The sequence below is a fragment of the Nocardioides cavernae genome (genome assembly GCF_013410035.1).
In the GTDB taxonomy this organism is placed as follows: domain Bacteria; phylum Actinomycetota; class Actinomycetes; order Propionibacteriales; family Nocardioidaceae; genus Nocardioides; species Nocardioides cavernae_A.
In genome coordinates, this window is sequence record NZ_JACCBW010000001.1 from 845186 (window position 1) to 861982 (window position 16797).

A 16797-nucleotide genomic window follows, 5' to 3' on the forward strand; every position below is an offset into this window, starting at 1 on the left:
CGCATGCCCGTCACCCGTGGCTTCCAGCGTCGCCGTCCCGAGCCCGAGCGCGGTCGGCTGCCACCCGGCCAGTACGACACCGGGTCGTCGTGGCCGGTGCTGACCGCCGAGGCCACGCCGCAGCAGCCGGCCGAGGCGTGGCAGCTCACTGTCGACGGACTGGTCGACTCGCCCCACACGTGGAGCTGGTCGGAGATCCGCGCCTTCCCCGGGTCGACCTACGTCGGGGACATCCACTGCGTCACCACCTGGTCGAAGTTCGACATGACCTTCAGCGGGGTGAGCGTCGACGACCTGCTCGAGGTCGCCTCGCCCACCGACGAGGCCGCCTACGTGCTCGCGCACTCCGTCACGGGCTACACCACCAACCTGCCGCTCGCCGACGTCACCGGCGGCAAGGCGTGGGTCGTGTGGGAGGTCGACGGCAAGCCGCTCCCCCGCCAGCACGGTGGGCCGCTGCGACTGCTGGTGCCGCACCTCTACTTCTGGAAGTCCGCCAAGTGGGTCTCGCGCCTAAAGCTGATGGCCGAGGACCGCGCGGGCTTCTGGGAGCAGAACGGCTACCACGACCGCGGCGACCCGTGGCTCGAGCAGCGCTACCAGGGCGACTGAGGTGGCACCCGCACCGCTCGCCGCGTGGACGGACGGGCGCATCATCGAGAAGGATCACCCGACCGCGCACACCGTCCGGCTGCGCATGCACGTCGACGACCGGCCCTTCCACCTCCCCGGGCAGCACTACCTGATCCGGCTGCGCGCCCCGGACGGCTACACCGCCCAGCGCTCCTACTCCGTCGCCTCGGACAGCGACGACCCGCTGCTGGAGTTCCTCGTCGAGCGCCAGCCGGACGGCGAGGTGTCGGAGTTCCTCGCCGACGTCGCGGAGGTCGGCGACGTCCTCGAGCTGCGCGGGCCGATCGGGCGCTGGTTCGTCTGGGACGGTCGGACCCCCGCGCTGTGCCTGGTCGGCGGCACCGGCGTGGTCCCGGCCGTCGCGATGGCGCGCACCGCGCGCCGGCTCGGGCGTACGGACCTGCTCCGCATCGCCGCGGTCGGACGGGCGCCGGACGAGCTGGCGTACGCCCCCGAGCTGCAGCGCTACGGCGCCGACCTGGCCTGGACCCGTGCCGACGTCGACGGACGCGCGCCCGGCGCCTTCACCGCCGACGAGCTCGCGCCGCTCGTGGAGGGGGTCGGGATCGCGTACGCCTGCGGCTCGGCCAGGTTCGCCTCCTACGCCGAGGAGCTGCTGCTGGCCTGCGGCCTCGACGCCTCGTCGATCCGGGTGGAGCGCTTCGGCCCGACCGGCGACTGAGCCGGGACGCGCGCTCACCCCGGCGGTCGAGGCGTGGCGGCGCCCCTCGGTCGGTAGCGTGGCGCGCATGACCTCCGAGACGAGCCCGAACCCCGAGTCGCCCGACCAGGCGAACGCCGCAGACCACGAGGACGCCGACGTCACCGAGCAGCCCGGGCACGGGCAGCCCGCTGGTGCCGGCGACGACGAGGTCTACCCCGAGGAGTACGAGAACAGCTAGGCGCAGCGCTCCGGCCGCGGCACCGTGGGGCGGGCCGGACGCAGCACCGCCCGTCACCTGCGGGTGACGGGCGGTGCCGGTGCGGTGGAGCTGAGGGGATTCGAACCCCTGACCTTCTCATTGCGAACGAGACGCGCTACCAACTGCGCCACAGCCCCTCCACGCCTCACGGCGCGACGCCAAGATACACGAGCGGCGAGGGCCTCACCCAATCGCCCCGAGGGACGTCCACCCGAGCGCGTGGAACACCATCCGGGCCCGAGCGTGGAGTCGCCCCGACGGGCCGGGACTTCCACGCGTACGGGTGGAACACCATCCGGGCCGGGGCGTGGAGCGACGGGCTCAGGCGCCGCTGGCGCGCCGGGTCCCGCGGTCGTTCTCGTCGGCCTCGCGGGCGGTGCGGGCGGACTGCTCGGCCGACCGGGCGAGGGCGGAGTCCTCGTCGTTGCGGCCGCTCGACCAGACGCCGGTGGAGTCGAGGTCGATCGTGGAGACGGTGCGGCGCTGGGCGGCGGGCTTGCTGACGTAGGTCGGCAGCGTGGTGGGCACCATGTCCCACCCGCCGACCACGGGGACCTCGCCGGTGAGGACCGCGGGGACGTCGGCGGCCGGCGAGGACTCGACCGACTCGGGGACGGCGGGCACGTCGGGCGTACGCGGCTGCGGCGCGACGGGCAGCTCGCCGGTGAGGTCGACGTCGTCCGGCTCCTCCTCGACCGCCGGCGGCACGCCGACCTCGATGGCGGAGCGGGTGGCGCGCTGGCGGCGCTCGGCGCGCACGGACACGCGGCAGGCGACCAGCCAGGCGACGAGGACGCCGACCGGGACGCCGACCCACGGCCAGCCGACGACGGAGAAGGCGGCGAGGCCGACCACGACGGCGTTGGCGAGCAGGACGAGGGCCAGGACGTTGCGGCGGCGCCCGGCGGCACGGCGCGCGGAGGCGCGCTCGGCGGCGGGCGAGGGCGTACGCCGCACGGAGGTGGTGACCTCGCGGGTGACCTCGGTGGTGACGGTGGCGGCGACGACGGGCTCGGGTGCGACGTGGGCCTTGGTCTCGACCGGCGGTCGCAGCGACGCGCGGATCGGTGAGACGACGAGGCGCGCGTTGCGGCGGTCGACGGGCTCGCGGCGCGCGAGGACGCGCATGGTGTGGGAGAACTTCTCGACCGATCGGCTGCGGACGACCTCGTCGTGGTGCTTGAGGGCCTTCGGGATCAGGTAGACGGCCCACGCCACGGCAAGGGCGACGAAGATCAGAGCGCTCAGGTCCACGCTCGAAGCGTAGGAGTGCGCGGCGCGACCGGGGCGGATGTCAAGTGGTGTGTCGCAGAACTACTGGTGTGACTGGTGTGTCTGCAACCGGACGAGCACCCCCTCGGGGGCCTCCTCGGCCGTGACGGCGAAGATCCGGTGGTCGCGCCAGGCGCCGTCGATGTGCAGGAAGCGCGGGGCGTAGCCGACCTGCTCGAGGCCGAGCTTCTCCACGACCCGCAGCGAGTTGGTGTTCTCCGGGCGCACGCAGATCTCGATGCGGTGCAGGCCGACCGGGCCGAGGCAGTGGTCGATCACCATGCCGACCGCGCGGGGTGCGATGCCGCGACCGGCGACGTCGGCGGAGAGCCAGTAGCCGATCGACCCCCACTGCGCGGAGCCGCGCGCCACGTTGCTCACCGTCACCTGGCCGACGAACCGGCCGTCGACCTCGATGACGAACGGCAGGCACTGCCCCCGCTTGGCCTGGTGGAGCAGGGAGCGCGTGACGACGCCGTACGACGAGGGCCGGGGCGCGGCGCCCGGCGGGACCGTCGCGTCCCAGGGCCGCAGCCAGTCGTGGTTGCGGGCGCGCACGGCCTGCCACTCGTCGGCGTCGGACCTGCGCAGCGACCGGACCGCGACGCCGGCGGACTCGAGTCGGGCCGGCCAGCCCGGGGCGGAGGACATCAGTGGTCGCTCCCGACGACCTGCTCCACGGCGTGCCCGATCACCGGCTCGAGGACGCCGAGCGCGTCCTTGACCCCGCCGCGCGAGCCGGGCAGGTTGACCACCAGGCAGTCGCCGGCGAGCCCGGCGAGGCCGCGCGACAGCATCGCGGTGGGCACGCCCTTCGCGGCGCCGGCCGCGCGGATCGCCTCGGCGATGCCGGGCACGAGCCGGTCGAGCAGCGGCGCGGTCACCTCCGGGGTGCGGTCGGTCGGGGTGAGGCCGGTGCCGCCCGTGGTCAGGACGACCCGGGCGCCCGCGGCGACGGCAGCGGCGATCGCCTCGCCGACCGGCGCACCGTCCGGCACAACGACGGGGTCACCGCAGGCGAAGCCCAGCCCGCGCAGCCACTCGGCCAGGAGCGGACCGGTCTCGTCGGCGTAGACCCCGGCCGCGGCGCGGTTGGAGGCGACCACGACGTCCGCGCGCAGGCTCATCGCGCCCAGTCCCCCGACCGCCCGCCGGACTTGGACTCGACCCGGACGTCGGTGATGACGGCGCCCTTGTCGACGGCCTTGACCATGTCGACGACCGTCAGCGCGGCGACGGAGACGGCCGTCAGGGCCTCCATCTCGACGCCGGTCCGGTCGGTGGTGCGGACGGTCGCGACGATGTCGACGGACTCGTCGGTGACCTCGAGGTCGACCGTGACGCCGGAGATCGCGAGCGGGTGGCACAGCGGGACGAGCGACGGCGTCTGCTTGGCCCCCATGATCCCGGCGATGCGGGCCACGGCGAGCGCGTCGCCCTTCGGCACGCCCTCGCCGCGGAGCAGCTCGACGACCGCCGGGCTGACCAGCACGCGACCGGACGCGGCGGCCGTACGCGTGGTGACGGGCTTGTCGCCCACGTCGACCATGCGGGCCGCGCCGGACTCGTCGACGTGCGTCAGCCGGCCACCGCCCTCGTGCTGGTCCGGCATCAGAACTCCTCGTCGAGCTTGCGGATCGCGACCATCTCGCCCGCCTGGACCGACGTGGTGCCGGCCGGGACCTCGATCAGGCAGTTCGCCGCTGCGAGGTCGCCGAGCAGGTGCGAGCCGTGGCCGCCGACCGGCGAGACGAAGGTGCCACCGCGGTCGGTGTCGTGGAGGCCGCGCACGAGCTGCACCTTGCCGGGCGGCGAGGAGATGCCGTGGGTCAGCCGGGCGCGCGCGGTCGGGCGGGCGTACGGCAGCTTGCCCATCATCCGGCGGATCGCGGGCAGCACGAACATCTCGAACGACACGTAGGAGGAGACCGGGTTGCCGGGCAGCGTGAAGACCGGGGTGTCGTCCTCGCCGACCGTGCCGAAGCCCTGCGGCTTGCCGGGCTGCATGCCGACGCCGCCGAACCACATCGAGCCGTGGTGCGACAGCGACTCCTTCACCACGTCGAAGTCGCCCTCGCTGACGCCTCCGCTGGTGACGACGAGGTCGGCCCGCACGAGCTGGTCGCTGAGCGCCTCGGTGAAGGCGTGGGCCTCGTCGGGGACGATGCCGACGCGGTACGCGATCGCTCCCGCGGCGCGCGCGGCGGCGGCGAGGAGGTAGGAGTTGCCGTCGTAGATCGAGTCGTGGCCCAGCGGGGTGCCGGGATCGCGCAGCTCCGAGCCGGTCGAGATGACGACGACGCGCGGGCGCGGGCGGGTGCGCACGGTCGCCCGCCCGACGGCGGCGAGCATGCCGAGGTGCCGCGGCCCGAGGACGATGCCCTCCTCGAGGAGCATGTCGCCCTCGGAGATGTCGTCGCCGAGCGGGCGGATGTGCTGCCCGGGCCTGGCGGCGCGGCCGATCCGCACCTGCGCGACCCCGCGGTCGGTCCACTCGTAGGGGACGACGGTGGTGGCACCGGCGGGGACCGGGGCGCCGGTCATGATCTTGACCGCGGTGCCGGGCGACAGCGCGAGGATGGAGGACCTGCCCGCCCCGATCTCCCCGACCACGGGCAGCGTGACCGGGTGCTCCTCGCTGGCGTCGGCCACGTCCTCGGCGACCACGGCGTAGCCGTCCATCGCGGAGTTGTCGAAGCTCGGCAGCGAGATGGGCGCGACGACGTCCTCGGCGAGCGCGAGCCCGAGCGCCTCCATCAGGGGCTGCGGGAAGGCCGGCAACGGGGAGACGGTGGCGAGGATGCGCTCGACGTAGTCCTCGACCGGCAGCAGGTCGGGGTGCAGCTCAGCCATGCTCGTCCCGGCGCGGCTCCTGCTCGGCGAGGACGGTGCCACCCTCGACGCGCTTGGCGGCCGGGGAGCTGAGGGTCACGTCGCCGACGACCTTGACGCCGTTGCCGAAGGTCCAGTCGCCCTCGACGGTGAACGAGTCGGCCTCGCGCAGCGACGGCGCGCCCTCGGGGAACCGTTTGTCGAAGTCGCCGACCAGCTTGTAGAACTCGCCGTCCAGCGCGACGTAGGGGATCTCGTCGCCGGCCTGGTCGAGCACGAAGTCGCGGCCCAGGTCGTAGACGTCGGAGCGCAGCACCAGCAGGTCGTCGGTGGTCTTCACCGGCACGAAGCGGTCGCGCCCGACCTCGATCGTGCGGGCACCCTCGAAGACCTCGATCGCCGCGCCCATGGCGGTCTCGACCTGGATCACCTTCGGGGTGCCGGGGTCGGCCGGGTCGAGGTTCTTGACGTTCTTGATGAGCGGCAGGCCGAGGATGCCGCCGCGCGCGTCGAGCGCCTCGACCATCGCCTGCAGGTCGAACCAGAGGTTGTTGGTCGAGCAGTACTTGTGACGGCTCAGGTCGGCGAGCGCCTCCTTGTCCGCGTCGAGGGTCTGCGCGCTCTCGCGCAGCACGATGCGGCCGTCGGCCTTGCGTCGGGCGAAGTGGCCGCCCTTGCGGTCCGACGGGGTGCGCCGCACGGCCTCGATCGCGAACGGCGCGCCGCTCTGGGCGAACCAGCCGGCGACCCGCGCGTCCGGCACCGCGCCCAGGTTGTCGGAGTTGGAGACGAAGACGTAGCGGTAGCCGGCGTCGATGAGCCGGGCGAGCAGCCCGGTGCCGCGCAGCGCCGTGTAGATGTCGCCGTGGCCGGGCGGGCACCACTCGAGGTCGGGGGCCTTGGGGTACGCCGCGGGCATGAGGTCGGCCTCGAGGAGCTTCGGCTCCTTGTTCTGCAGGAACTCCAGGGGCAGGCCGTCGACCGGGAGGTCCTCGTAGCGTTCGAGGGCCGCCATGGTGTCGGCCGAGGTGCGGAAGGAGTTCATGAACAGCAGCGGCAGCGTGGCGTCGTACTCCTTGCGGAGGTGCAGCACCTGCCGCGCGATGATGTCGAGGAAGCTCAGCCCCCGGCGTACGCACAGCAGCGACTTGGCCCGGTCCATGCCCATCGAGGTGCCCAGGCCGCCGTTGAGCTTGATGACCGCGGTCGCCCGGATCGCCTCGGCGGCGGTCTCCTCCGACACCTCGACGTCGGCGAGCGCCTCCATGTCGAGGGGGTCGATCGTGTCCTCGGCGATCATGCCGGTCTCGCCGTGCTCGAGGAGCCGGTAGTAGTGGGCGAAGGTGTCGATCGCCACCTCGTCCACCCCGGCCTGACGCATCTTCTCGCGCGCGAGCTCGAGTCCTCGGGCGTTGCCCTTGCTTGCCATGCTTCGATCGTAGGCTGCCGACGTGGACTCACCACAGTCGGCTCACAGCGCCGCCGCCAAGACCGCCCTGCGCGACCAGGTGCGGGCCGCCCGCAGGCGTCGCCCGCCGGACGCGTCCGCCGAGGTCGCAGCCGCCGTGGCGGAGGTCGCCCTCGGCTGGGGCCCGGTGCGCGACGCGGCCACGGTCGCGGCGTACGTCTCCGTCGGCAGCGAGCCGGGCACGGGACTGCTGCTGGAGGCTCTGGTCGCCGCGGGCACGCGGGTCGTCGTGCCGGTGGTGCGGCCCGACCGGGACCTCGACTGGACGGTCTACACCGGACCGGACGACCTGGCCCCCGCCGTGCGCGGGCTGCTCGAGCCCTCCGGTCCGCGGCTCGGTGTCGACGCCGTCCGCACCGCCGACGTCGTGCTCGCCCCCGGGCTCGCCGTCTCTCCCGCCGGCGACCGGCTCGGGCAGGGCGGCGGCTACTACGACCGCGTCCTGCCGCGCGTCCCGGCCCAGACCCCGGTGGCCATCGTGCTCTTCGACGACGAGGTGGGCCTCGACGTGCCCGCCGACCCCCACGACGTACGGGTCGGGTTCGTGCTGACGGCGTCCGGGGTGCGGCGCCTCGGCCCCCTGGAGGGCTAGTCGGGGTCCGCGGGCGCCAGCACCAGCCGGTCCTCGGCCGTGGCCTCGACGGCGTCGCGGGAGTACGCCCAGGGCAGGGTGCGTCCCTCGACGTAGAGCTCGGTCTGGTCGGAGTAGTGCGACGACGCGGGGTGGCCGGAGACGCCGGTGAGGTTGATCCAGCGCGAGTCGTCCCAGTCGGCGGTCGAGACGACCATCCGCATCGAGGGCGCGGCCGTGACCTCGTAGCCGTCGACCGCGTTCCACGACGTCGCGTCCACGATCGAGGAGCCGCCGCCCACCTCCCAGCCGTCGCGGTTGAAGAGCCGCTCTACCAGCCCGATGCCGGACTCACCGAGGGTGGCGTTGTGCAGGTTCATCCGGTGCAGGTGCCCCCACGTCCACAGCTGCGGGTCGCGCGCCTGGCGTCGGGTGAGCTCGTCGCGCGCCTCGACCATCGCCTGCCGCAGGACGTCGTCGCGGGTCTCGACGACGTCGTCGGTGCCGGCGTCGTCCCACCACGGCCCGGCCGGCTCGGACAGCATCCGGCTGACGACGAGGAACCAGCGGTCGCCGCCGTCCGGCCAAGTGCGCCGGCGCAGGTCGTCGTGGAAGGTCAGCTCGAGGACCTTGCGCCACACGACGTTGAAGTACGCCGCCGGCGCGCTGTCGGCGGGCGAGGTGAAGTCCCAGTCGCGCAGGAGGTCCTGGGCGTTGCGGTAGTAGCCGTTGGGGAGCGTCTCGATGTCGAGGAGGTAGGGCACGAGGCTCTCGGCCATCGGGTTGGTCGTGTCGAGCTGGAGGTCGGCCATCTCCTGCACGGACAGCTCGCCCTCCTCCTCGAGCACCTCGCGGATCCGGGTCGACCGGTAGCCGTAGTCCCAGTCCTGGGTGAGCAGGTAGGGGTAGCGCTCGTCGATGACGGCCTGGTTGGCCGTCGCGATGAAGCCCTCCTCCGGGTCGAGCACGCTCGGCAGGCCGTCGAACGGCACGTAGTCGCCGGTCCAGTCGTTGGCGCTGATCCAGCCCTCGACCGGCATCGTGCCGTCGTTGCCCGCACGACGGATCGGGATCCGGCCGGGAGACTGGTAGCCGATGTGGCCCTCGCGGTCGGCGTACACCAGGTTCTGCGACGGCACCGCGAAGTCCGCGGCGGCCGCGCGGAACTCGTCCCAGTCCGACGCGCGGTTGAGGCCGAGGATCGCGTCGGCCGTCGGCGCCGGGTCGAGGGCGGTCCACGCCAGCGCGACGGCGTAGCCGCTCCCCCGGTCCCCAGGCTCGTCGGTCGGGGCGTTGGCGCCCACCGTGGCGAACTCCGAGGACACGTCGCTGATCAGCGGGCCGTGGACCGTCTCGCGCACCCGCAGCTCGACGTCGTCCTCGCCGCGCACCTTGATCGTCTCGGTGCGCACCTCCATCGCCTCGGTCCCGCCGTCGCGGACGTAGCGGTCGTCGCCCTCGGTCTGCTCGAGGAAGAGGTCGGTGACGTCGGGCCCGAGGTTGGTGAACCCCCAGGCGATGTCGGCGTTGTGGCCGATGATGACGCCGGGCACGCCGGAGAAGGTGAACCCCGACGTGTCGAGGGTGCAGTCGGCCGACGTCTCGCGGCAGTGCAGGCCCATCTGCATCCAGATGCCCGGCTGGCTGATCCCCAGGTGCGGGTCGTTGGCCAGGATCGGCATCCCGGTCGCGCTGTGCTCACCGTCGACGACCCAGGAGTTGCTGCCGATGCCGCGCCCCTTGCCAACCAGCTCGGGGACCGCGTCGAGCCGGTCCTGCACGCGCTCGAGCGCCTCGACGACCCCCGCGGGGTACGCCGGGCGCGTGGGGTTGCGGGTCGCGTTGCCCGTCGCGTTCTGCTCGAAGACGCCGTCGACCACGCCGCCCCCGGAGACGATCGGCGGGTGCTGGTCGAAGGGGTAGTCCGGCCACAGCTCGGCGATCTCGTCCTCGTCGTGGTCGAGCGAGAGCAGCACCCGGTCGACCTCGGCGTCCATGTTGCCGCGCAGGTCCCACGCCATCGCCTTGAGCCAGGCCAGCGAGTCGACGGGGTCCCACTCCGCGGGCGAGTAGTCGAGGCCGGTGAGTCCGAGGATGGCGTACTCCGGCGCGAGCTGCGACGGGCTCCGGTCGGCGAGGTAGGCGTTGACGCCCTCGGCGTACGACGTCAGCGCGTCCCGTGTCGCGGGCTGGAGCAGTGCCCACTCCTGCTCGGCGACCCGCCGCCAGCCCATCGTCCGGATGAAGCGGTCGGTCTCGAGCGTGTCCGGCCCGAAGATCTCCGAGAGCCGCCCGGCCGTGACGTGGCGGCGGAAGTCCATCTCGAAGAAGCGCTCCTGCGCGTGCACGAACCCCTGCGCGAACATGAGGTCGGCGTCGGTGTCGGCGTAGACCTGCGGGATGCCCTCCGCGTCGCGGACCACCTCCACCGACGCGCTCAGGCCCGGCACCTCGATGGTGCCGTCGTGGTCGGGCAGGGACCGGCGCACGACGACCGTGCCCGCGACGGCGAGGACGACCAGCACGAGCACGAGGCCGAGCGCCGTCCAGGCCGCCCAGCGGACCCCCCGGGGCGCGCGCCGGAACGTCTGCCGCCAGCTGATCCGCTGCGGTGCGGGTGGCTGGTCGGTCGCGGGGGTGGGTGACGGCTCGCTCATCGCTTCGCCATTGTGCCGTACCATTGGCAGTCGAAGGGCCTGAGTGCCAGCGCGTCGCGCGGGCCCGGCCGATCGCCCGTCTTGATCGCACGAGGACACAGATGCCCACCTACCAGTACGCCTGCACCGAGTGCGGGCACTCCTTCGAGCAGTTCCAGAGCTTCAGCGAGGACGCGCTGACCGTCTGCCCGGAGTGCGACGGCAAGCTGCGCAAGCTCTTCAACGCCGTCGGCGTGGTGTTCAAGGGGTCGGGCTTCTACCGCACCGACAGCCGCTCCACCTCCTCGTCGTCCGACACCTCCTCCTCCACGACGACATCGTCGGACTCGTCGTCCAGCGCGTCCAGCTCGTCGACCGCCGGCTCCTCGTCGTCCTCGTCGTCGTCCTCGTCGTCGTCCAGCTCCTCGTCGTCGTCCTCGTCCGACTGACCCCTGTGGATGCCGCCAGCGGGTGAGCCGTGATCCGGCCTAGCGTCGGAGCATGTTCCCGGGACTCCCGCCGGCACGCCGTCGGCTCCGCGCCGTACGCCACCAGCTGCTCCGGCGTCGCCGGCTGATCGCCGCGGCGCTCACCGCCGTCGCCGTGCTCGCCGCGCTGCGTACGCTCGCCCCGCCGCCGCCCGACACCGTCGACGTGCTGGTCGCCGCGCGCGACCTGCCGTCCGGCACCCTGCTCGGCGACGACGACCTCGCCCTCCGGGCGTACCCCGCCGCCCTGGCCCCCGACACCGCCGCCGAGGCAGCGGCCGGACGCGTGCTCGCCGCTCCCCTCGGCAGCGGTGAGGTGGTGACCGACGCACGCCTGGTCGGCCCGGGGCTCGCCGATGCGCAGCCCGGCCGCACGGTCGTGCCGGTGCGGCTGCCGGACGCGGGCATGGCGGCGCTCCTGCGCCCGGGCGACCAGGTCGATCTCGTCGCCACCGACCCCGGCTCGGGCGAGACCAGCCTGGTGGCCGGCGACGTCACCGTCCTGGCGACCCCGCGCGACGTGCCGGAGGGCCCGACCGGGGGCTCGGGCGGTGCGCTGGTGGTCGTCGCGGCGACGGCCACCGAGGCCGTACGCATCGCATCCGCAGGGTTGTCGCAGTTCCTCACGGTGTCCTGGGAGCGCTAGCGTTCGCGGGTAGTCACTCGTTCGCCTCTCGGGGCGCATCAAGAGGGAGCAACCACCATGACCGGCTTCAAGAACTTCATCCTGCGCGGCAACCTGGTCGAGCTGGCCGTCGCGGTCATCATCGGCACGTCGTTCGCCGCGGTCGTCACGGCCTTCACGGAGATGCTGCTGTCGTTCGTCGCGAAGATCACCGGCGGCGCCCAGCCCAACTTCGACTCCTACGCCCCCGGCGACATCTCGGTCGGTCCGTTCCTGACGGCCGGCATCGCGTTCCTCATCCTGGCCGCCGTCGTCTACTTCTTCGTCGTGACGCCCTACACCAAGGCCAAGGAGCGCTTCTTCCCGGCCGAGGACAAGGGCACCCCGGCCGACGTCGCCCTGCTCGAGGAGATCCGCGACCTGCTCAAGACGCGCGGCGGGGCGGTCTGAGCCGGCCCCGCACCACCGCACCACCCGGCGGCCCGTCCCGGCAGGGGCGGGCCGTTCTCGTGTGGGGGCAGCCAGCCACTTGCTACCTGAAATGTCCGCTCGGCGCACGGTATGTCGCGACTTGAGCGGTCATGTGGTCGCTCAAGTCACGAAAGGAACCCACGCTCAGCCGTGGTGCGGCGGCACCTGCTCGCGGTACCAGTCGTCGCCCTTGCCCGGCCGGTCCTCGCGCGCGTCGGAGTCGTCCGTCGTCTGCTCGGGACCGGACTCGCCGAAGACCGCCGCCAAGCGCTGGCGGCGCTTCCACTCCGGCTCCTGCTGCGGGTCGGGGCGCGAGTCCGAGGGGGTGCTCATGCACAGACCCCGGGGACCGGCTCCTCCGCGGCGGGCGAGCTCGGCGTGCTCGGTGACGCCGGCGGCGTCTCGGTGACCGTCTCCGACGGTGTGTCGGACGGGGTGTTCGACGGGGTGTTGGACGGCGTGTTCGACGGGGTCTCGCTCGACTCCGTCTCGCCGGCCGTGGGCGAGCTGGTCGACGATCCGGGCGGGCCCTCGGCGCTGACCGACGTGCCCTTGATGAGCTTGGCCGGGAGCTCCTTGTCCTCGTTGATCAGCTTCCAGATCTCGTCGGCCTGCTCGGTCCAGTAGACGCGGCCCCAGAACTCGGAGTCGCGCGGGTAGTAGGCGGTCGGCAGGGTGACGAACTTGATCTTGTCGAGGCCGATGCCCTGCAGCTGCATCGCCACCTTGCCGAGGCGGGTGACGTTGGCGAACTCCTCGTCGGTGCTGAGCGACTTGGTCGCCGCGTCGAGGAACCGCACGACCTTGTCGAGACGGGTCAGCGTCCCGGCGGAGAGCACCTCGCGCACGAGCGCGCCGATGAACTCCTGCTGGCGCCGGATCCGGGAGATGTCGTTCTGCTGGAGGAGGTCGCCGACGTAGCGCGCCCGGACGTAGTCGAGGGCCTCGTCGCCGGTGAGCACCGACGGGTCGCCCTTCGGGACGAAGATGCCGTGCTTGGGGTCGTCGATGTCCTCGGGGACGCAGACCGGCACGCCGCCGACCGCGTCGACCATCGAGCCGAAGCTCGCGAAGTCGACCACCACGAAGTGCTCGACGCGGATGCCGGTGTTCTCCTCGAGCTGGCGCAGCGTGCAGGTCGGGCCGCCGACGCCGTAGGCCGCGTTCCAGATCACGTCCGACACGGCCGGTGAGTCGCAGCCGTCCTCGGGCCGGTCGACGATCGAGTCGCGCGGGATCGAGACGGCGTACGCCCGGCTGCGGTCCGCGGAGAGGTGCACGAGGATGGTGGTGTCGGAGCCACCGCCGCCCTCCTGGTCGATCCCGCAGCCGTCGCAGTCGCGCGAGTCCGAGCCCATGACGAGGATGTCGAGCGGCTGGCCGTTGCCGGTGTAGACCTCTGCGGGTCGCTCGTCCTCGTCGAGGCCACCGAGGGAGATGCCCTCGATGTTCCCGTTGAGGTGGCGGATGAAGTAGACCGTGCTGAGCCCGGTGATCAGCGCGAGCACCACGGCACTGATGAGGATGACCCGTCCGACCGTGTGCTTCCTGGCGACCTTCGCCCGTCTCTTGGGCGCACCGTCAGCGGGCTCCGGGCGCGACTCATCGGACACGGGGCTCACCTTCGACGGGGTGTGGACAGGGGCTGACCGCACAGAACCTACTTCACGAGCGCAAGAATGCGGCGCTCCGCGCGAGGCGCTGCGGCGTGCGGGTCGACCCCCTCACCGGATGCCGGAGCGTGCAAAGCCGGCGACGAAGTAGCGCTGGAGGACGACGAACACCACGAGCAGGGGGACGCAGGAGACCAGGGCCATCGCCATCAGGCCGCCGTAGTCGGCGTCGAACTGGCCCTGCAGGTAGCTCATCGCGACGGGGAGCGTGTAGAGGTCGGGGTCGCGGAGCGTGATGAGCGGCCACAGGAAGTCGTTCCACTGCGTCATGAAGGCCAGCAGCGCCATCACCGCGATCAGCGGCTTCGCCAGCGGGAGGACGATCCGGACGAACGCGGTCCAGTGGTTGCAGCCGTCGATGCGGGCCGCCTCGACCAGCTCGATCGGCACCGAGAGGAAGAACTGCCGGGCGAGGAAGACGCCGAGCGCGGTGGACGCCGACGGCAGGATGACGGCCCAGAAGAACCCGATCAGCCCCATCCGGGCGACGAGCTCGAACTGCGGCATCATGATCGCCTGCGTCGGCACCATCAGGGTGCTCAGCACCACGACGAACACCAGTCCGCGGCCGCGGAACGGCAGCTTGGCCAGGGCGTACCCGGCGGCGAGGTTCACCGCGACGGCGAGCACCGTCGTCAGCGTCGCCACGACCAGCGCGTTGCCGAACCACCGCCAGACCGGGAACGCCTCGGTCAAGCCGGTGAAGTTCGACGTGGTCCAGCGATCGGGCCAGAGCCCGGCACCACCGTCGAAGATGAGCTCGCGCGGGGTGAACGCGACGACCACCATCGCCAGGAGGGGGAAGGCGAACACCGCGCACACCAGCACGCACACCACGAACCTCAGCGGACGCGACATCACGCTTCCTCCGTCCTTCTGTTGATGCGGACCTGCACGAGCGTGACCGCCAGCGTCACGACGAAGAGGACCAGCCCGACCGTCGCGCCGTAGCCGAAGTTGCGGGCGGCGCCGAACCCCTCGTCGTAGGCGTAGGTGACGAGCATGGTCGTGTCGTAGCCCGGCCCGCCGTTGGTCATCACGTAGACCACGTCGAAGACCTGGAACGACCAGATCAGGTTGATCACGACCAGGAAGAACGTCGTCGGGCGCAGCCACGGGACGACGATGTGCCGCACCCGGGCGAGGGGACCGGCGCCGTCGACCGCGGCGGCCTCCATCACCTCGCCGTCGACGTCCTGCAGGGCCGCGAGGTAGACGAGCATCCCGAAGCCGACCCGGGTCCACAGCGTCATCAGCACCACCGTCACCATCGCGAGCCGGCCGTCGGTCTGCCACGACACCGGCCCGATCCCGGCGTCGCGCAGCAGCCCGTTGACGATGCCGACCGTCTCGTCGAAGAGCAGCAGCCCGACCAGCGAGGTGACCAGCGTGCTGATCGCGATCGGGAGGTAGACGATCGTGCGGAAGACGCCCCGCCCCGGCAGCGCACGGTCCATCAGCAGCGCGAGCGCGAGGCCCAGGCCCACGCTCAGCGGGACCGTCGCCACCGTGAAGATGCCCGTGTTGAGCAGCGCCCGCCAGAACACGTCGTCGCCCAGGAGACGGGTCAGGTTGTCGAGCCCCGTCCAGCGGCCGGGGCCGAAGGAGCGCTTGGCCTGGAAGGACATCACCAGCGCCCACACGAGCGGCACGAGCAGGAACACGACGATCAGCAGGAGGTTGGGCGCGACCATGGCGTACGCCGTCAGCGACCCGCCGCGGCTCGACGCCGGCGCCCGGTCGCCGGCCGGCCGCTCCTCGGGCACCTCGCGGTCCGCGGGAGCCTCGACCACGGGGGCGCTCATGCTGCACCGTCCTCGACGTTGAGAGCGGCCGACTCGCTCACCTGTTCGTCCAGTGCGGCGAGGGTGTCCTCGACGGAGCGTCCGCCGAGGAAGCACTGCTCGAGCTCGTTGGCCAGTGCGAGGTTGACCTCGGCGAAGGTCGCCGTGGTCACGTCGGCGACGTCGCGGTCCTCGATGGTCGTGACCTGGTCGGCGTAGACCGGCATCAGGTCCGCCGCGACGGCGAAGTCGAGCCGCCGGTCCAGCAGCGACGTGCGGGTGGGCAGCAGCACAGCCGCCTCGCAGAAGGCCTGCATCTGCTCCGGCTCCCCCATGAAGGCCAGGAAGTCGGCGGCGAGGTCGGGGTTGGTGGCCGTCCTGCTGGCGACCAGCGCGTTGCCGCCGAGCTCGCTCGCCCGTCGCTCGTCGCGCGGCAGGTAGGTCACGGCGTACTCGAAGCGGTCCTTGATCGTCTCGGCGAAGGCGGGCAGCAGGAAGTTGCCGGCGTAGAGCATGCCGAGCGTGCCGGAGGTGAAGAGCGAGTCGGGGTAGGTCGCGGCCTTGGTGGACGTCGACCCGGGCACCCACCCGCGCTCGAAGAAGGAGGCGGTGAAGTCGAGGGCCCGCCGGGCCTCGGGGCTGTCGAGCGCGCCGCGGGTCAGGTCGTCGGAGTAGACGTGGCCGCCGGCCTGGAAGAGGAAGTTGAGCCAGCGGAAGGCACCGAGCGCCTGCCAGTTCACGCCGAACGCCGCCGACCCGTCGGGGGCGGCGTCGGTGAGCCGGTCGGCGACCTCGCCGAGCTCCTCCCACGTCCACGCGTCCTCGGGGCGGTCCGGCACCGAGCCGATGCCGGCGTCGCGCAGCACGTCGGGGCGGTAGACGAGCGCGCTCGTGTCGACGTGCTGCGGCATCCCGTAGATCCGGCCGTCGTGGCTGACCGCGCCGAGGAAGGCCTTCGACAGGTCGCCGGCGAGGTCGTCGAGGGCGTCACCCACGTCGAGCAGCTGGTCGGCACTCGCATAGACGCCCATCGTCGGGTAGTCGACGCGGAACACGTCGGGCGCCGTGCCGGACGCCAGGCCGGTGTCGATGCCGACCGACGCCTCGGAGAACGGCACGGAGACCAGGTCGACGGTGACGCCGCGCCTGGTCTGCTCGAAGCGCCGCGCGAGCTCGTCGTAGATCGTCGCCTCCACGTCGGTGCCGTAGACCTGCACGCTGAGCAGGTCGCGTCGCCCCGCCGTGGTCGCGGACACCCGGCTCGTGAGCCCGGCGCACCCGGACAGCGCGGGCACGGTCGCTGCCACTGCCGCGCCGGCCACGAGGGAGCGCCGCGAGAGCGCGACCGGGCCGGGACGTGGCGCGCGGGCACCGGTCCGAGAGGCGTGCTGCATGAGGTTGTCCCGATCTGTCGACGAGCT

At 72.5% G+C, this 16797-nt stretch carries 19 protein-coding genes and 1 tRNA gene; 7 read left to right on the forward strand and 13 right to left on the reverse strand.

Annotated elements, in window-relative coordinates; genetic code table 11:
• Nucleotides 1-3 precede the first annotated feature (3 nt).
• The 3 genes from F4692_RS04125 (at nucleotide 4) to F4692_RS04135 (ending at nucleotide 1535) form a co-directional block, all read left to right on the forward strand.
• The gene (locus F4692_RS04125) at nucleotides 4-612 is read left to right on the forward strand and encodes a sulfite oxidase-like oxidoreductase (RefSeq protein WP_179618336.1); all 609 of its coding nucleotides are present in this window, start codon (nucleotides 4-6) and stop codon (nucleotides 610-612) included.
• A gap of 1 nt (nucleotide 613) precedes the next feature.
• The gene (locus F4692_RS04130) at nucleotides 614-1315 is read left to right on the forward strand and encodes an FAD-binding oxidoreductase (protein WP_308645150.1); all 702 of its coding nucleotides are present in this window, start codon (nucleotides 614-616) and stop codon (nucleotides 1313-1315) included.
• A gap of 67 nt (nucleotides 1316-1382) precedes the next feature.
• Nucleotides 1383-1535 carry a hypothetical protein gene (locus F4692_RS04135; RefSeq protein WP_179618337.1) on the forward strand — a complete coding sequence of 51 codons (153 nt, stop codon included), beginning with the start codon at nucleotides 1383-1385 and terminating at the stop codon, nucleotides 1533-1535.
• 85 nt (nucleotides 1536-1620) lie between these two features.
• Here F4692_RS04135 and F4692_RS04140 read toward each other — a convergent pair.
• The 7 genes from F4692_RS04140 to F4692_RS04170 all read right to left on the reverse strand — a co-directional run bounded on the left by F4692_RS04140 (nucleotide 1621) and on the right by F4692_RS04170 (nucleotide 7089).
• Nucleotides 1621-1693: transfer RNA gene (locus F4692_RS04140), tRNA-Ala, on the reverse strand.
• A gap of 184 nt (nucleotides 1694-1877) precedes the next feature.
• Complete coding sequence (sepX, locus tag F4692_RS04145) at nucleotides 1878-2810, reverse strand: divisome protein SepX/GlpR (protein WP_179618338.1); 933 nt, start codon at nucleotides 2808-2810, stop codon at nucleotides 1878-1880.
• 60 nt (nucleotides 2811-2870) lie between these two features.
• A complete protein-coding gene (locus F4692_RS04150) occupies nucleotides 2871-3479 on the reverse strand; it encodes a GNAT family N-acetyltransferase (RefSeq protein WP_179618339.1) in 609 nt (202 codons plus the stop codon).
• A complete protein-coding gene (locus tag F4692_RS04155; RefSeq protein WP_179618340.1) occupies nucleotides 3479-3955 on the reverse strand; it encodes a MogA/MoaB family molybdenum cofactor biosynthesis protein in 477 nt (158 codons plus the stop codon). Before F4692_RS04155 ends, F4692_RS04150 begins: the two co-directional genes overlap by 1 nt.
• Nucleotides 3952-4440: a cyclic pyranopterin monophosphate synthase MoaC gene (gene moaC, locus F4692_RS04160; protein ID WP_179618341.1), complete on the reverse strand. Its 489-nt coding sequence runs from the start codon at nucleotides 4438-4440 to the stop codon at nucleotides 3952-3954. Before moaC ends, F4692_RS04155 begins: the two co-directional genes overlap by 4 nt.
• Nucleotides 4440-5681: a molybdotransferase-like divisome protein Glp gene (gene glp, locus F4692_RS04165; RefSeq protein ID WP_179618342.1), complete on the reverse strand. Its 1242-nt coding sequence runs from the start codon at nucleotides 5679-5681 to the stop codon at nucleotides 4440-4442. Before glp ends, moaC begins: the two co-directional genes overlap by 1 nt.
• Nucleotides 5674-7089: a UTP--glucose-1-phosphate uridylyltransferase gene (locus F4692_RS04170; protein WP_179618343.1), complete on the reverse strand. Its 1416-nt coding sequence runs from the start codon at nucleotides 7087-7089 to the stop codon at nucleotides 5674-5676. The genes glp and F4692_RS04170 overlap by 8 nt, the downstream gene beginning before the upstream one ends.
• Before the next feature lie 22 nt (nucleotides 7090-7111).
• Between F4692_RS04170 and F4692_RS04175 the strand changes: the two genes are divergently transcribed.
• On the forward strand, nucleotides 7112-7720 hold the full coding sequence (locus tag F4692_RS04175) for a 5-formyltetrahydrofolate cyclo-ligase (protein ID WP_179618344.1): 609 nt from the start codon (nucleotides 7112-7114) through the stop codon (nucleotides 7718-7720).
• Here the strand turns inward: F4692_RS04175 and F4692_RS04180 are convergent.
• A complete protein-coding gene (locus F4692_RS04180; protein ID WP_179618345.1) occupies nucleotides 7717-10356 on the reverse strand; it encodes a penicillin acylase family protein in 2640 nt (879 codons plus the stop codon). The two genes, F4692_RS04175 and F4692_RS04180, sit on opposite strands and share 4 nt — an antisense overlap.
• Before the next feature lie 101 nt (nucleotides 10357-10457).
• Here F4692_RS04180 and F4692_RS04185 point away from each other — a divergent pair, with 101 nt between their 5' ends.
• From F4692_RS04185 to F4692_RS04195, 3 genes are read left to right on the forward strand one after another with little or no spacing between them, the layout of a single operon-like run.
• Nucleotides 10458-10784: an FmdB family zinc ribbon protein gene (locus F4692_RS04185; protein ID WP_179618346.1), complete on the forward strand. Its 327-nt coding sequence runs from the start codon at nucleotides 10458-10460 to the stop codon at nucleotides 10782-10784.
• A gap of 52 nt (nucleotides 10785-10836) precedes the next feature.
• Entirely contained in the window at nucleotides 10837-11469 is a 633-nt protein-coding gene (locus F4692_RS04190) for an SAF domain-containing protein (RefSeq protein WP_179618347.1), read from the forward strand.
• A 57-nt stretch (nucleotides 11470-11526) separates the two neighbouring features.
• A complete protein-coding gene (locus F4692_RS04195; RefSeq protein WP_179618348.1) occupies nucleotides 11527-11898 on the forward strand; it encodes an MscL family protein in 372 nt (123 codons plus the stop codon).
• A 165-nt stretch (nucleotides 11899-12063) separates the two neighbouring features.
• Here the strand turns inward: F4692_RS04195 and F4692_RS04200 are convergent, their stop codons facing one another.
• The 5 genes from F4692_RS04200 to F4692_RS04220 form a co-directional block, all read right to left on the reverse strand.
• A complete protein-coding gene (locus F4692_RS04200) occupies nucleotides 12064-12252 on the reverse strand; it encodes a hypothetical protein (RefSeq protein WP_179618349.1) in 189 nt (62 codons plus the stop codon).
• Nucleotides 12249-13532 carry an LCP family protein gene (locus tag F4692_RS04205; protein ID WP_179618350.1) on the reverse strand — a complete coding sequence of 428 codons (1284 nt, stop codon included), beginning with the start codon at nucleotides 13530-13532 and terminating at the stop codon, nucleotides 12249-12251. Before F4692_RS04205 ends, F4692_RS04200 begins: the two co-directional genes overlap by 4 nt.
• 111 nt (nucleotides 13533-13643) lie before the next feature.
• Entirely contained in the window at nucleotides 13644-14450 is an 807-nt protein-coding gene (locus F4692_RS04210) for a carbohydrate ABC transporter permease (protein WP_179618351.1), read from the reverse strand.
• A complete protein-coding gene (locus F4692_RS04215; protein ID WP_179618352.1) occupies nucleotides 14450-15397 on the reverse strand; it encodes a carbohydrate ABC transporter permease in 948 nt (315 codons plus the stop codon). The genes F4692_RS04210 and F4692_RS04215 overlap by 1 nt, the downstream gene beginning before the upstream one ends.
• Complete coding sequence (locus F4692_RS04220) at nucleotides 15394-16770, reverse strand: ABC transporter substrate-binding protein (protein WP_179618353.1); 1377 nt, start codon at nucleotides 16768-16770, stop codon at nucleotides 15394-15396. The genes F4692_RS04215 and F4692_RS04220 overlap by 4 nt, the downstream gene beginning before the upstream one ends.
• Nucleotides 16771-16797: the final 27 nt, after the last annotated feature.

Bases quoted from the DNA above. Each gene is read 5' to 3' on its own strand.
- F4692_RS04125 (WP_179618336.1), top strand. From the start codon at position 4: ATGCCCGTCACCCGTGGCTTCCAGCGTCGCCGTCCCGAGCCCGAGCGC.
- F4692_RS04135 (WP_179618337.1), top strand. From the start codon at position 1,383: ATGACCTCCGAGACGAGCCCGAACCCCGAGTCGCCCGACCAGGCGAAC.
- F4692_RS04150 (WP_179618339.1), bottom strand. From the start codon at position 3,479: ATGTCCTCCGCCCCGGGCTGGCCGGCCCGACTCGAGTCCGCCGGCGTC.
- F4692_RS04155 (WP_179618340.1), bottom strand. From the start codon at position 3,955: ATGAGCCTGCGCGCGGACGTCGTGGTCGCCTCCAACCGCGCCGCGGCC.
- moaC (WP_179618341.1), bottom strand. From the start codon at position 4,440: ATGCCGGACCAGCACGAGGGCGGTGGCCGGCTGACGCACGTCGACGAG.
- glp (WP_179618342.1), bottom strand. From the start codon at position 5,681: ATGGCTGAGCTGCACCCCGACCTGCTGCCGGTCGAGGACTACGTCGAG.
- F4692_RS04170 (WP_179618343.1), bottom strand. From the start codon at position 7,089: ATGGCAAGCAAGGGCAACGCCCGAGGACTCGAGCTCGCGCGCGAGAAG.
- F4692_RS04180 (WP_179618345.1), bottom strand. From the start codon at position 10,356: ATGAGCGAGCCGTCACCCACCCCCGCGACCGACCAGCCACCCGCACCG.
- F4692_RS04185 (WP_179618346.1), top strand. From the start codon at position 10,458: ATGCCCACCTACCAGTACGCCTGCACCGAGTGCGGGCACTCCTTCGAG.
- F4692_RS04190 (WP_179618347.1), top strand. From the start codon at position 10,837: ATGTTCCCGGGACTCCCGCCGGCACGCCGTCGGCTCCGCGCCGTACGC.
- F4692_RS04195 (WP_179618348.1), top strand. From the start codon at position 11,527: ATGACCGGCTTCAAGAACTTCATCCTGCGCGGCAACCTGGTCGAGCTG.
- F4692_RS04200 (WP_179618349.1), bottom strand. From the start codon at position 12,252: ATGAGCACCCCCTCGGACTCGCGCCCCGACCCGCAGCAGGAGCCGGAG.
- F4692_RS04210 (WP_179618351.1), bottom strand. From the start codon at position 14,450: ATGTCGCGTCCGCTGAGGTTCGTGGTGTGCGTGCTGGTGTGCGCGGTG.
- F4692_RS04215 (WP_179618352.1), bottom strand. From the start codon at position 15,397: ATGAGCGCCCCCGTGGTCGAGGCTCCCGCGGACCGCGAGGTGCCCGAG.
- F4692_RS04220 (WP_179618353.1), bottom strand. From the start codon at position 16,770: ATGCAGCACGCCTCTCGGACCGGTGCCCGCGCGCCACGTCCCGGCCCG.